Raw genomic sequence first — 13,876 nt, 5'->3', positions numbered from 1 at the left:
CAAAATCCACACTGATGTCCGCCAACGTATCTTTGACGATGGTATCGCTAGAAGTAGCAATATTGCCTGCAACGTCCGTGACACTTGCTTCAACGGTTAAAATGCCTTCTGCAAAACCCGAATAGTCTTGGCCGACTAATGTCCATTCACCACCAGAAACTATCGCGGTATAATTTTCTGATTTGCCATCAACATCAGTGATAGTGATTGAAACTTCTTGACCATCTTCAACATTGGTCACCGTACCAACTAATGCGCCATTACTGACCTCGGCGGAGTTATAATACTCGTCACCAAAACCATCGAAATTGACACTGATGTCCGCCAACGTATCTTTGACAACTGTGTCACTGGAGGTCGCTGTATTGCCCGCAATGTCGGTAACCGTGGCTTCTACCGTTAAAGTGCCTTCAGCGAAGGCTGAATAATCTTGACTTGTGAGAGTCCATTCGCCACCAGTGACTGTCGCGGTATAATTTTCTGACTTGCCATCAACATCGGTGATGGTGATAGTAACTTCTTGACCATCTTCAACATTGGTAACCGTGCCGACCAATGCGCCATTACTGACCTCGGCAGAGTTATAATACTCATCACCAAAACCATCAAAATCCACACTGATGTCCGCCAACGTATCTTTGACGATAGTATCGCTAGAAGTAGCAGTATTGCCTGCAACGTCCTTAACTGTAGCCTCTACAGTCAAGATACCTTCTGCAAAACCCGAATAGTCTTGGCCGACTAATGTCCATTCACCACCAGAAACTATCGCGGTATAATTTTCTGATTTACCATCAACATCAGTGATAGTGATTGAAGCTTCTTGGCCATCTTCAACATTGGTCACCGTGCCAACTAATGCGCCATTACTGACCTCGGCAGAGTTGTAATACTCATCACCAAAACCATCAAAATCCACACTGATGTCCGCCAACGTATCTTTGACGATGGTATCGCTAGAAGTGGCGGTATTGCCTGCAACGTCCGTAACGCTTGCTTCTACCGTTAGCGTACCTTCCGCAAAGGCTGAATAATCTTGACCAGTGAGAGTCCAAGTACCACCAGACACAACCGTGGAATAATCAACCGAGGTGCCAGCACTATCCGTAATAGTAATGAAAATGGTTTGCCCATCTTCAACATTTAGTACCGTTCCAACCAATGCGCCATTGCTCACTTCTGCTGAGTTGTAATACTCATCATCCGATGCAGAGAAATCGACGCCAATACTAACTAGTGTATCTTTGACGATGGTATCGCTAGATGTTGCTGTATTGCCCGCAACGTCCGTAACGCTTGCTTCAACCGTTAGCTCACCTTCAGCAAAACCTGAATAGTCTTGGCCAGTCAGAGTCCAAGTACCTCCAGACACAACCGTGGAATAATCAACCGATTTGCCACTAACATCGGTGATCGTAATGGATATAGTTTGACCATCTTCCACATTTGCCACAGTACCAACCAAGGCTCCATTAGAGACTTCAGCTTGGTTATAAAACTCATCATCAGAGGCAGAAAAATCAACACCAATGTTCACTAACGTGTCTTTGATAATTGTATCGGTAGAAGAAATAGTATTGCCTGCAACATCAGTCGTGCTAGCAACAACCGTCAACTCACCTTCGGCAAAGCCAGAATAATCTTGGTCTTTCAGGCTCCAAAAATTACCAGAAACAACTGTGGTATAGTCAACAGATAAACCATTGCTATCTGTAATCTTAATATCAATAGCTTGGCCGTCTTCGACATTGAAGATCGCTCCAATCAGAGCACCTTTGCCAACTTCATTTTCGTTATAATAGTTATCACCAAATCCATCAAATCGAACGAGAATCCGGTCAATCGTATCTTTTTCTATGGTATCCGTTGCTGTGGTAGGGTTTCCGGCAATATCTATGGTGCTTGCAACAACAGTGAGTTCACCTTCGGCGAAATTGGAATAATCTTGGTTTTCGAGCGTCCAGCTATTTCCTGAGACTACCGTTGAGTAACTCACAGATAAGCCGTTACTGTCTGTAATCGTTATTGAAATAGTCTGTCCATCTTCAACATTGACTACAGTACCAACTAATGCGCCATTCTCTACTTCAAACTTGTTATAAAACTCATCACCAAAGCCATCGAAGTCAACCTCAATGTTGGCTAATGTGTCTTTGATTGTGGAATCGTTAGCTGTAATGCTATTGCCAAAATCATCAGCAATGACAGCGTCGACTTGGAGATCACCCTCTTCCAATGAAGAAAGGTCGACCCCATTGACGACATACGTTTCATCGCTTGTGATGGCTGTGGTGGTTACTGTGTTTCCGTTAACATCAGTGATGGTCAGAACAACGGTACGCCCGTCTCGAACATCCACTGCCGTGCCCGTAATCGTGACACTTGGTACTTCAAACTGATTTTCGTAACCGTCTCCACCATCCAAAATATCAACGGTTAATAGTGCACTAGGTAACAGAATATCAAGGTTACCCTCATTCGAGGTTGTATCTTCGTCGGCATATTCTGCAGGACGCGTATCAAAACCCGCCTCAGCGAGCGTTTCATCTAAGGTGGAACGAACATAAGCAATAAAAGAGGCGCTGGAACTAGGTTGATCATTTACTGAGTTAGGCTGTTGAGGTGCGCTTTCAATGTTGTTGACGAGTTCGGTGACCACCTTTTCCAACTGTTGTTCAACTGCGGCGATTTGTGGTTCGGTTAGGGGCTGAGCCTCTTGTAAATTCTGAGGTTCAATGCTGACGACTTGCACGCCTTCAACTTTTGGCTGCGTAGCAGGTAATTGAAGCCAAGTCCCATCAGGGAATACTTGCCACACAACACCACCAACTTCGATATAAAAAATAGGATCCATCCTAAACCTCTTCCTTACAAAAACGCTGACCTTGAGAACATCAATTTACTCAATAAAAAGCCGGAGAAATCAGCACACTCTCTTTAGTTAATACTAGCAAACAACAAACCATTAACAGTTAATTAATTATCACTAATACGCTGTAAAGTAAACCGATAGGCTGTGACTTGCATTCAGTTATATCTATCATCACAAAATACATTCAATGAATGTGTCATAATGTTGAAATTACTGGTTAATTTTCAAGGAATGTCATGACTGCAACGAACTATCTCAACCAATTGAATCAAAAGTATCTTGCGACTCATAAAGCGAAAGAAGACTTCTTTTGGGATACATATATGGGGATCAGTGACGACCACGATGGTTCGACACTCGCGCAGACTCAGTGGACGGAATTTCTTAGCTCTGCCGAACAGATTACTGCTATCGAAACGCAACTCGCTGTTATCGATGAAATTCAAGATCCCCTCGAAAAAGAGAGTACACTGACAGGCTTGAATGGTTGGTTAGCGACCTTTAGATCTCACGCTATTGAGTCTGAACAGTCACAGAAGCTTAAAGCCGAACTCATAAAGTTTGAGGCTGAACTGTTTGAGAAAAAACAGAATCACGTGATGACTTACGTAAATGAAACAGGCGATGAAACAGAAGGGTCACTGCCCGTTTTAGGTTCAGCCGTTAGAAGTAATGGTAATGAACAAGTTAGGCTTTCTGCACATCAAGCACTATTAGATTTAGAGCAATGGCTGCTGGCTAACGGCTTTATTGAACTGATCAAAAAACGTAACCAATTTGCTCAATCACTGGGTTTTAAAACCTTCTTTGATTACTCGGTGGTAAAAACCGAACAGATGACGACAGAACAACTGTTTACGATTCTGGATGACTTCGAAGCACGCACGCGTGATAGCCATCAGCAAAGCCTAGCCAATTTGGCTGAGCAGAAAAGCGAGAATGCACTTCAAGCCCATAACTTTACCTACTCTTTTGCAGGTGACGTTATGAATGATCTTGATCCTTATGTTCCATTCTCAAAGTCACTTCGACGCTGGATCGAATCATTTGGTCGCCTAAACATCGAATACTCTCAAGCGACATTAAAATTGGATCTGCTTGATCGCAAAGGTAAGTACCCTAATGGCTTCTGCCATGGCCCTATCCCTTCTTTCTACGATCAAGACACTTGGGTAGCGGCTCAAGTCAACTTCACGAGTAATGCTAAGCCCGATCAGGTAGGCAGTGGTTATGATGGGATTAACACCTTGTTCCACGAAGGTGGTCACGCTGCTCACTTTGCCAACGTGAAAATGAACGCGCCGTGCTTCTCTCAAGAGTTTGCACCGACCTCGATGGCTTACGCGGAAACTCAGTCTATGTTCTGTGATAGCCTGTTGAATGATGCCGATTGGCTCAAACAATACGCGCTTAATGCAGATGGCCAAGCAGTACCTGACGAGTTAATCAAAGCAATCATCGATAACAAACAGCCCTTCAGAGCTTATCAAGAGCGCAGCATTTTAGTGGTTCCGTATTTCGAGCGAGCACTTTACGAATTGGCGGATGAAGATCTGACACCTGAAAAGATCACTGCTCTGGCTCGTAGCAGTGAGAAAACGATTCTTGGATTAGCTTGTAGCCCTCGCCCATTAATGGCGATCCCGCATCTATTGTCGGATGAAGCATCTTGCGCGTATCAAGGCTACCTGCTGGCTCATATGGCGGTGTATCAAACTCGTGCGTATTTCACTGATAAGTTTGGCTACTTAACGGATAACCCAGAGATCGGCCCTTTGTTAGCTAAGCACTATTGGTATAAAGGCAATAGCGTTAATCACAATGGAACGATAGAGAGCCTGACTGGAGAAGGTTTCAATGCCAAATACCTTGCTGACGAGTGTAACTTATCGCCAGAGGAAGCTTGGGCGATTGAGGAGCAAAAAATCAAACAACTGTCGACAAGAGAACGTGCACCAGTCTCTGATTTGAATGCGAAGATATCGATCGTTGATGGGGCTACCGAGTTGGCGAATAATGACAAATCAAATCATCAGATGTGTGATGAGTTTGAGAAATTCATTGTTGGGCAATACGGTCGATAGATTGAGTTTTAATGCTAATGAAAAAGGCAAAAATGAGTAGTGACATAACTCATTTTTGCCCCAAAGCTTCTCAGACCAAATGAGTGGACGATCTAGCCATTACATCAAAAGACCAAGTTAATCTAATCCGTACTTTAGTCTCATATACGGAGTTTTTCCGTAATTCACCCCTGTAAATATACACAAGTTCACACAACAGATTGATAACATTTGAGTTTCATAACAAATAGCAGCAACATAGACGGAAAAAGTCCGTCTATAAAGCGTTATGCGATTCAAGGGGGAACCATGGAATACGAAAGACCTAGAAAGAGAAATCCACTAGGAATTACAATTGAACAGCATTTTCATACAGCGCATTCAATAGGTAAATTTTATAACCATACCGACAATGTTGAAGTATTTGAGAAGTCAACTTCTCTAACCTTCCCTCGGAACAAGCGAGCGAAAATATTTTGTACTAAGCGCAATTGGGATGAGCGTGCTGAGCGTGGTTACATGGTAGATATTGAGCATGGTTATCATGAGCAAATCGATAACCTTGGTATTTCAAAAGAAAGAAACCACCATGCAATATCTAAATATTTTGTCTTATGGCGTTTACGTCATCAGGCTCATCTAAATCGTTTGTCAAACGCAAAACTTAGTGGTGTGCCCGGCCTTCGTTTAACTAAGGAGCAACAGGAAATCATTGAGGTTAAGCGTGCAGGATTTGTGAATTCAGAGGGTGAAATTCCAGCGAGACAATTGACGGGGCATCTAATCCAATCTGGAATCGACCAACACATGCTCGACTTTAAAGATGTAAAGTGGGGCTTGCTCCAAGCAAGCAAAGGTCAATTCTTATGTGCGGACAGCTATCATGATCTTTTTTTAATGCCTATCTCTCCTAAGTTTGCGTTTGCAGCTAATACTCCAGACAGTTTCCTTAATTACTCTGATGTTGCAGCAGTAAATAAGCAAAGTATCGAAAGTGCAAAAGAGTTTTACTTTGCTAGATCTCTGAAAAAGTGTCCAATCGCATAACAAGCGTTTAAGGTTTCAAGGACTTTTTCTAATCTGAACGAAACGGTTTAGAGCAGTACACCTAAAACGTTTTTGTCCAATAGTTACTTAGGACAAACCAACATACTACAATAGGAAATTTTTCCGGCTTAGTTATTCGTTATCTTCACTCAATGCAAATTTGATCTCGTCAGAAGAGAACCCCTTTCGACTTAGCATCGCGTAAGCCTTAGAGCGTTCTTTATGATCGTTTAGGTCATAAGGCTTCTTCTGCAACTGTTCTAAACACGAAGAATAGAAATCTAGCTGCTCTTCATTAATCAATCGGTCGATGAGCGATGACAGTTCACTTGTGTCGATTTGTCGTTGTCTAAGTTCTTGCTGAATGGCAGTCAGTCCCTTGCCTTTACGAGCGTACTTGAGCACCTCTTTTTCCAAGTCGGCTTTCTCGGCCTTAATTTGAATGTTACTTTTCAGTTGATGCGCTTGTGGGTGCTGGTCAATCGCTACCTTAACTTGTTGATAGCTAAAGCCACGCTTTTGCAGTGTCGCAACCAGCTTTTCACGGCTCATGGTAAAGCTTGAATAGTAGTGGTTGATTCGGTCTATCAAGATGGTTTGTTCATCAATAGACTTTTCGAACGACACTTTATGGATTGCATCAGAAATCACTGAGTCGGTCAGCCCCTTCTTCTTCAGTTTTTCGACAATGTATCGAGAACCGAATTCACCAGAGAAAGCTTGTTCCACGAATTGTTCTGCAAACACTTGGTCAGACTTGAGATACCCGAAGCCTTTCAAAGTATTCAACGTTTCATCGATCCATTCTTGATTGTCGGTTTTCACTTTGAGCTTCGCCACTAACTCGCTTTCCGTCATGTCTCTCTGAGTTAAATGCCACATCGCAGAGTTCATAACACTTTCAATTCGCGTCGCTTTTCTTACCGTTGTATTTCTAGTATTCGTTTTTTGCTGTGAATCGTCCATTCGATTTCAACTTTCCAGATTAAGCCTACCCCATCATAACGTAATTCTAAGGTGGTTGAGTGACATAAAAGAATGAAGCTCAACATAAGCGGCAGCCAATAAAAATGGACGCTTGTTCAGCGTCCATTTGATATCACATTAAGAATGATGGCTCTAAGCCATGCTTAGCTTTTTCGTAATAGCTTTTCATACTAGATCTTTCGTTTAGTTCTCTTCGTGATTGTAAATATGTACATCTCGTTGAGGGAATGGAATCGTGATGCCTTCTTCATCGAAGCGTTTCTTCACGGTTTCCGTTACATCCCAGTACACATCCCAATAGTCATCAGTCTTAACCCAAGGTCGTACTACGAAATCAACAGAAGACGTATTCAAGGTATGAAGCTTGATCATATGCTCTGGTTTTTTCAACACTAGAGGGTGTGCAAGAATGATGTCGTTCAATACCGCTTTCGCTTTATCGATATCATCTGAATAACCAATACCGAAAACCATATCAACACGTCTTACACGTTCTGCCGTGATGTTGTTGATCACGTCACCCCAAATCTTGTTGTTTGGGATCACCAAGCGTTGGTTATCAATGGTTTGAACAGTCGTCGATACTAAGCTCATGTCTTTTACCGTGCCTTGCACGCCTGCCACTTTAACCATGTCACCGACGTCATAAGGACGGTAGATCAAGATCATCAAACCCGATGCAAAGTTAGATAGTGTGTCTTGCAATGCGAAACCAATGATGACACCGGCTACACCGAAACCAGTAAGAAGAGGTGCTAGCTCTATCCCTATTTGAGACAGTGCGATAAGCAAACCAATAAACACGACCGCTTTAGATGCGATGGATACAAAGAAGTCCTGCATCAATACACTGAAGTCCATTTTAGAGTGCGAAACACTCTTACGAACGGTTTTGCGAGCCACGTTAGCAATAAGGCGAGTTACATACAAAATACCGAGAAACAGAGCAAGTTTAACGATAAAAGAAGGGGTATTTTCAAAAGCCCATGAACTGAACGAACGAAGCCAACCATCCAACAGCTCCAGTGCAACATCAACATCCAACACATCGGCGTTAATGTCACCTGTCGTCGCTAGCAAAACACGTTTGTACGAAGTCACATCCACGCCAAACGGTTCCATTAGCGTGATGGTTTCTTCTAAGCTCGCGACCATAACGCTAGTTCGCTCACTGAAGCGTTCAAGCTCAGTTTTAATCGTCGCTTTCTCTTCTTCACTTACATAAGATAACCGGCGTTCTAAATCTTGACGTTGTGTATCCGTGTATAGAATTGCATTAGTAAGATATTGAGAACGAGAAACAAGTGCCGTTTTGAGCTCACCTTCAGGAACAGCAACATCAACACCACGCTCTTTCGACCAATTTAAGGTCTTAGCAAGCTGCTGATAATAGACATCCATCATTCCGATTCGTTTTTGAATACGCAATTCAAGGCGTTTTTTAGCGTCACCTTCAGCTGAACGGTTTTCTTTACTCATTGAAACGATTTTAGTTTCATTCAACGACAGCAATTTTTGTAGCAGTTCGACCTGCTGAGCAAGAGTGACATCCAGCCCCTCTTTTTTATCTGACGATAGCTGTGAAAAAATCTCTTCGCGTAGGCCCTGATTCTTACGCCTTAAGATATCTTCAAGAAAGGGCTTCTCAGCATCATGCGCCGTTTCTAATGTTGCTAGATCGAGCATTAACTGATCTTGTACTTCTGCGATTTTCTCAACGCTCTGCGCATAACTTCCAAATGCGACAAACGCCAACATTAACAATAGACAACGCCAAACCTTCATCATATTAATTCCTATCACTGTCTAAATTGACCCTATAAATAGTAGTAAAAAGAATATGGATAACAAGCATTTAAACGTATGTTATGTTAAAAATTCGCAAATTATCAGCCTGCTTCTAATATTTGAGAGTTCCAATCCCCTCTTATGACCTGTAGAGTACGCATCCAACAAAGAACAACAGCCAATATCTTCATTCGAGCACAGCACTAAAGCGCCCTAAATACGATGTTGGCTCACAGCAAGAGAGCATAAAAATGAACAACGAACTTGATATTATTGAGTCTCTAGAAGAACTAGAGCAATTCCTAATTTCAGTGGAAGCTGGCGGTTTAGGCCTTGAAGGCGTTGAAGGTGTAGGCATGGCAACCAATAATTCAGATGGTCGTCACTTCGTTGCTGTATTCAATAGCAGCCATAAAGTTCTGCTTGCTCGCTGGATCACCAAAGAGGTGTTTGATAACGGTAAAGACTTGGTACGTAACGGCCCTCGCCGGACTCACTAAGCCTTTCCAATAGCACCAATGATTAAAGCCCAACACGTTCACTGACGATCTGTTGGGCTTTTTTGTATCGCCTGTCCCGTCCTGATAGTTAATAAACCACTCAATACAGAATAATTAGCGATAACTTTCAGTTGTTGTGAACTTTAGCTAGAACTCAAGGTCGTATTCGCGTGAATTGGTGTTTATGCGTCGTTTATCGTGTACCTGCCGTTTTCCGCGTTTATACATAGTTTCACTTTAACCATTTTATGACTTGTGGCACGAAGAGAACTTATCTAAGCTAACCACAATTCAATGAGCTTGCTTTAACGACTAACAGATTTGATTACTGACTAATTTGCTGAACACATCACTACTTTTCTTATCCACAAAGAACCGCCGACAAAAGCATTCGCTTTGGGCGCTCTTCCTTTCCGGACTGGTTATCGTAACTTGTCTGGCGAGCACTCTGGCCGTAAAGAAAGTATCGTTATCTGCATCCGCTAATGGTCAATCAGTCCTAGTTGGTGCACAAACTCATACAGAAACCAGTAACCCTCAAACCGACATCGCTTCTTCAGAAAAAATGGCCACTCTATACGCCAGTGTTTTCGGCTTAGAAGCCTCAAAAATGTTAACGTCCCCCAATTCAAGTTCATGCAGCCTAAGTTCAAAAATGCTGACCTTTGCCGCCCCAAAAACCGGCTGGCTGATCCCATTCGTACTTATTATTGCTGTTGCGTTTAACTTACCTCCTCACATCTCGAGATTATCTAGAGACAATCATCGCTCTACTCGACCGACAAAACACCGATTGCATCTAAAGCACTGTATATTTAGAGAGTAAATAACCGGGCTACTACACCCTTTTATTTATTTTTTGGAGATACATTTGTGTACAACACACTACTAACTAAGTTTGTCGATTCATTGGCATTCTCTATGCGTACATGCGCGAAAACCTTAGTCACTGCCCTTTTGGTTATGACGTCATTTACCGCCTTGGCACAGACAACGGGCTGGCTTAGTGTGCCTGAGCATCCGCCTGTTAAAATGCGAATGATGTCGACGGGTGAACAGTCGGATGACGGCTCTAAGATCCAAACCGTGCTCGATGTCGTGCTCGACGGCGACTGGAAAACCTATTGGCGTAGCCCAGGCGAAGGTGGCATTCCGCCAAGCTGGGACTGGTCTGGTTCAACAAACATTGAGTCAGTAGATTGGCATTGGCCGATACCTAAGTATTACGAGCAGCTTGACGTCATGACGTTAGGTTACAAAAAGCACGTCAGCTTTCCTGTCACGTTAACCCTGAAAGACAACACAAAGCCTGCAATATTCAGGGCGTCGTTTACCTTTCCGTCGTGTACCAATATCTGTGTGTTAACCGATTACGATATCGAGCTGCCGATTGACCCACAAACCTTAGCGCTCGATGAAGAAGCGATGTTCTTGTTCAACCAAGGGATGAGCCAATCTCCACGAGAAGCTAACCGCACTTCAGTCAATGGTCTATTTTGGGACAAGAGCAAGCAGCAACTGGTTACTCAGCTGACAAGTAAAGATGGCTGGGATAAGCCGATGGTGTTGATTGACGGGCAAGAAGTGATTGATGACTTCTTCTCTCAACCAAGCGTCCACATCACCGGCAATACGATGACAGCCGTATTTGATGTGAGCAACTGGATAGGTGAAGTCGACTTAACGGACCGTACCGTGAGTGTCACTGTTTCAGATACTAATTTCGCCGAAGAGATGACGGCCCAGGTTGGCTCAGAACCGATCGCTTACCAAACAAGCAACAACGGCTTTTTGGCGATGATAGGCTTCGCTTTAATTGGTGGTTTGATCCTCAACATCATGCCATGTGTTTTGCCAGTATTAGGAATGAAATTAAACAGTATCATTCAAAACCAAGGTGCATCTAATCGTCATATCCGACTCTCATTCTTAGCTTCTGCTTCAGGTGTCATTACATCATTTGCGTTGTTAGCCCTAGGTATGACCGCTCTAAAAATGGGGGGTAATGCGATTGGTTGGGGAATCCAATTCCAAAACGTTTGGTTTATCGGGTTCATGCTGATCATCACTTTGCTGTTCTCGATTAATCTACTTGGGTTATTCGAATTCAGACTACCATCAGGTTTAAACACTTGGATGGCAACCAAAGGCGATGACTCACATTCAGGCCACTTTGTTCAAGGCATGTTTGCAACGCTGTTAGCAACGCCGTGTAGCGCGCCATTCCTTGGCACTGCGGTTGCTTATGCACTTGGAGCAAGTTACCAAGAGTTATGGGCTATCTTCATCGCGCTTGGTATCGGCATGAGTGCGCCTTGGTTGATCTTTGCGCTATTCCCAAGCCTAACCAAATTGCTTCCAAAACCTGGGGCGTGGATGTTCAAAGTTAAGCTGGTGTTTGGCTTAATGATGTTCATTACCAGCCTATGGCTAACAAGCCTTCTGAGTCCATTCATTGGTAAATTCCCTACTATCCTGCTGTCGCTATTTATCGTGATTTCAGTATTGGTTTGGATTGGCCGTAAGTTGGGTCGCAAGGTGCTTATTCCTATCGTCGCAACCACAACCTTGGTGTTTGGTGCTGCATTGATCGTAGGTAGTGTCACCGCTGATAACTGGGCGACTCCGATTGTTGACGATCTCGCTTGGCAAAAGCTGGATGCGAAGCAAATCCCTCAGCTCGTTGATCAAGGCAAAACGGTGTTTGTTGATGTAACTGCTGATTGGTGTATCACTTGTAAAGCCAACAAGATCGGCGTCATCCTTCAAGACCCTGTCTACAGCCACCTACAGCAAGAAGACATTGTTTTGATGAAAGGTGATTGGACAACACCAAGCGAAAGTGTCACTCAATACTTACAAAGTAATGGGCGATTTGGTGTGCCATTTAATATCGTCTACGGCCCGAGCTATAAAAGCGGTATTCCACTGCCTGTCATTCTCAACAGTGACACTGTCGTTCAAGCCATCGATGCTGCGAGATAACTGATGAAGACTCCCAACAATGAAGAGAAATCTAGCACGACTGCAGACAACGCAGTAAAGGGTGAGGCCAAAAAGCCAAGTCGTCTTAAGAAGTGGGGAAAGGAGCTGGTTTCAATGATATTGATCGTTGGCGTGGTTTCATTTGCCATGGACTTTTATCACAGCAGAAGTATGCCTCAGGGCGATGCGGTTCCAATTGTGGGTCAATCGCTCCAAGGCGAAGATATTGATGTTATCGAGCTAAGCAAAAATGGTAAGCCAGTCATTGTCTATTTTTGGGCGACATGGTGTGGTGCCTGCAAATTTGTAAGCCCAACCGTCAATAGTTTCAGCGATTCCCATCAGGTGGTTTCGGTCGCTCTATCGTCTGGTCCAGACGAACGTGTCCAGCGCTACTTGGATGCAAAAGAGTATGACTTCCCTGTTATCAATGATCTTTCTGGAGCAATCAGCAGAAGTTGGGGCGTTAATGTCACTCCAAGCATCGTCATCATCAAAGACGGAAAGATCAGCAGTATCGCAACAGGCGTTACTTCTCCTATAGGGCTGTGGTTAAGAACCTACTTTGCCTAACTCGCTCACAAAGAAAAACAGAGCAAAGCTAAGTGAATAAACCAACTCAGCCAGTTTAACAAACAATATTAATGTGAGCGCAACCTAATAAGCGCTCACGATTATCACGAATTAGAGAAAAGACAATATGAAAAAGCATCTGATAAGCGCACTGATTTTAGGCTCACTAATGAGTACTAATGCCTTCGCAGAATTAAACAAAGAACAAACTCAACAACTTGAAGAAATTAATCAATTCCTGAAGGAAAACCCATCGACGATCTCTGGATTGCATACCAGTTTAGAGCAGTACGTAGCAGGTCAAGAGCAAGCGAAGAAAGCCCAAGCGGAAAGCCATGATTGGTTGTACAACAATGACGCTCACCCGATCCTTGGCAATCCAGATGGCAAATCGGTCATCGTTAATTTTACCGACTACAACTGTCCTTTCTGTAAGCGCTTAGAAAAAGGGTTAACTCAACTGGCCTCTGAAAATAGCGACATTAAGGTCATCAATGTCAACCTATCATTTAAGCAGCAACAGGTTTCGGGTCTAAACACCAACGCAGCGCTATACGCGATGAAAGTATGGAAAGATAACCCAGAAGCATTCCCTGAAGTTGATAGATTGCTGATGGCGAAAAGCGGTATTCACTCGAAAAGCTCACTAGAAGCCGTTGCCAAGAAGACGGGAACAGAGGCGGAACTAAAAACAACTCAAGAACAAAACCAGGTTCTAACCACTAACCATCAAACGTTCAGTGCACTCGGCTTAACGGGCACTCCAACCATGATGATGAACGGAAATGTTTTACCAGGGTATGTGCCTTACGACCGACTTAAAGATATCGTGGATGACGCTTTTTAGTCGAGTGTAGATAGAGATAAAGACTCGAAAGAGAAGTGAATAAAAGCCGACTCGCGCAACCCGCAGTCGGCTTTTTCATTGCTTCGAAACAATAGAACACTTTGAAACGACAGTTTTGAAGTCATGATTTTGAAACAAAAAAAGTCGAAGTGTCACCATCTCGCAATAGATTCTTAATTTACCCTCGCTACGCTAAAAGCAGTTCTCTCGATGA

The 13,876-nt window shown here is 43.4% G+C and carries 9 protein-coding genes; 6 read left to right on the top strand and 3 right to left on the bottom strand.

Going from position 1 to position 13,876, the window contains the following annotated elements; genetic code table 11:
- On the bottom strand, window positions 1-2,854 hold a 2,854-nt coding region (locus tag AB6D93_RS09415; protein WP_372159164.1), incomplete at its 3' end, for a beta strand repeat-containing protein.
- 254 nt (window positions 2,855-3,108) lie between these two features.
- Here AB6D93_RS09415 and AB6D93_RS09410 point away from each other — a divergent pair.
- On the top strand, window positions 3,109-4,956 hold the full coding sequence (locus AB6D93_RS09410; protein ID WP_102332664.1) for a M3 family metallopeptidase: 1,848 nt from the start codon (window positions 3,109-3,111) through the stop codon (window positions 4,954-4,956).
- A gap of 288 nt (window positions 4,957-5,244) precedes the next feature.
- Window positions 5,245-5,982 (top strand): hypothetical protein, encoded by a 738-nt coding sequence (locus AB6D93_RS09405; RefSeq protein ID WP_102332665.1) that lies wholly within the window; start codon window positions 5,245-5,247, stop codon window positions 5,980-5,982.
- 132 nt (window positions 5,983-6,114) lie between these two features.
- On the opposite strand, the gene AB6D93_RS09400 is transcribed toward AB6D93_RS09405, so the two are convergent.
- Window positions 6,115-6,948, bottom strand: a complete 834-nt coding sequence (locus tag AB6D93_RS09400) for a RecX family transcriptional regulator (RefSeq protein WP_102321351.1) — start codon at window positions 6,946-6,948, stop codon at window positions 6,115-6,117.
- 204 nt (window positions 6,949-7,152) lie between these two features.
- Window positions 7,153-8,757, bottom strand: coding sequence for a mechanosensitive ion channel family protein (locus AB6D93_RS09395; protein WP_017064335.1), 1,605 nt, complete (start codon window positions 8,755-8,757; stop codon window positions 7,153-7,155).
- A gap of 251 nt (window positions 8,758-9,008) precedes the next feature.
- On the opposite strand from AB6D93_RS09395, the gene AB6D93_RS09390 reads away from it, so the two are divergent.
- From AB6D93_RS09390 to AB6D93_RS09375, 4 genes are all read left to right on the top strand, one after another.
- Window positions 9,009-9,257 carry a hypothetical protein gene (locus AB6D93_RS09390; protein ID WP_017062732.1) on the top strand — a complete coding sequence of 83 codons (249 nt, stop codon included), beginning with the start codon at window positions 9,009-9,011 and terminating at the stop codon, window positions 9,255-9,257.
- A 921-nt stretch (window positions 9,258-10,178) separates the two neighbouring features.
- On the top strand, window positions 10,179-12,242 hold the full coding sequence (locus AB6D93_RS09385; RefSeq protein WP_102332730.1) for a protein-disulfide reductase DsbD: 2,064 nt from the start codon (window positions 10,179-10,181) through the stop codon (window positions 12,240-12,242).
- A 3-nt stretch (window positions 12,243-12,245) separates the two neighbouring features.
- Entirely contained in the window at window positions 12,246-12,815 is a 570-nt protein-coding gene (locus AB6D93_RS09380) for a protein disulfide oxidoreductase (protein ID WP_102332666.1), read from the top strand.
- Window positions 12,816-12,942: 127 nt separating this feature from the next.
- Window positions 12,943-13,662, top strand: a complete 720-nt coding sequence (locus tag AB6D93_RS09375) for a DsbA family protein (RefSeq protein WP_102332667.1) — start codon at window positions 12,943-12,945, stop codon at window positions 13,660-13,662.
- Window positions 13,663-13,876 lie beyond the last annotated feature (214 nt).

Source organism: Vibrio sp. 10N.247.310.23 (genome assembly GCF_041467155.1).
GTDB classification, from domain to species: Bacteria; Pseudomonadota; Gammaproteobacteria; order Enterobacterales; family Vibrionaceae; genus Vibrio; species Vibrio crassostreae_C.
Note: the sequence above shows the minus strand (reverse complement) of the source record. Positions and strands in the feature narration are given on the sequence as shown.

What these genes read in the sequence shown, in the direction of transcription:
- AB6D93_RS09400 (WP_102321351.1), bottom strand. Translation starts at nt 6,948, where the DNA reads ATGGACGATTCACAGCAAAAAACGAATACTAGAAATACAACGGTAAGA.
- AB6D93_RS09375 (WP_102332667.1), top strand. Translation starts at nt 12,943, where the DNA reads ATGAAAAAGCATCTGATAAGCGCACTGATTTTAGGCTCACTAATGAGT.
- AB6D93_RS09380 (WP_102332666.1), top strand. Translation starts at nt 12,246, where the DNA reads ATGAAGACTCCCAACAATGAAGAGAAATCTAGCACGACTGCAGACAAC.
- AB6D93_RS09395 (WP_017064335.1), bottom strand. Translation starts at nt 8,757, where the DNA reads ATGATGAAGGTTTGGCGTTGTCTATTGTTAATGTTGGCGTTTGTCGCA.
- AB6D93_RS09405 (WP_102332665.1), top strand. Translation starts at nt 5,245, where the DNA reads ATGGAATACGAAAGACCTAGAAAGAGAAATCCACTAGGAATTACAATT.
- AB6D93_RS09390 (WP_017062732.1), top strand. Translation starts at nt 9,009, where the DNA reads ATGAACAACGAACTTGATATTATTGAGTCTCTAGAAGAACTAGAGCAA.
- AB6D93_RS09385 (WP_102332730.1), top strand. Translation starts at nt 10,179, where the DNA reads ATGCGTACATGCGCGAAAACCTTAGTCACTGCCCTTTTGGTTATGACG.
- AB6D93_RS09410 (WP_102332664.1), top strand. Translation starts at nt 3,109, where the DNA reads ATGACTGCAACGAACTATCTCAACCAATTGAATCAAAAGTATCTTGCG.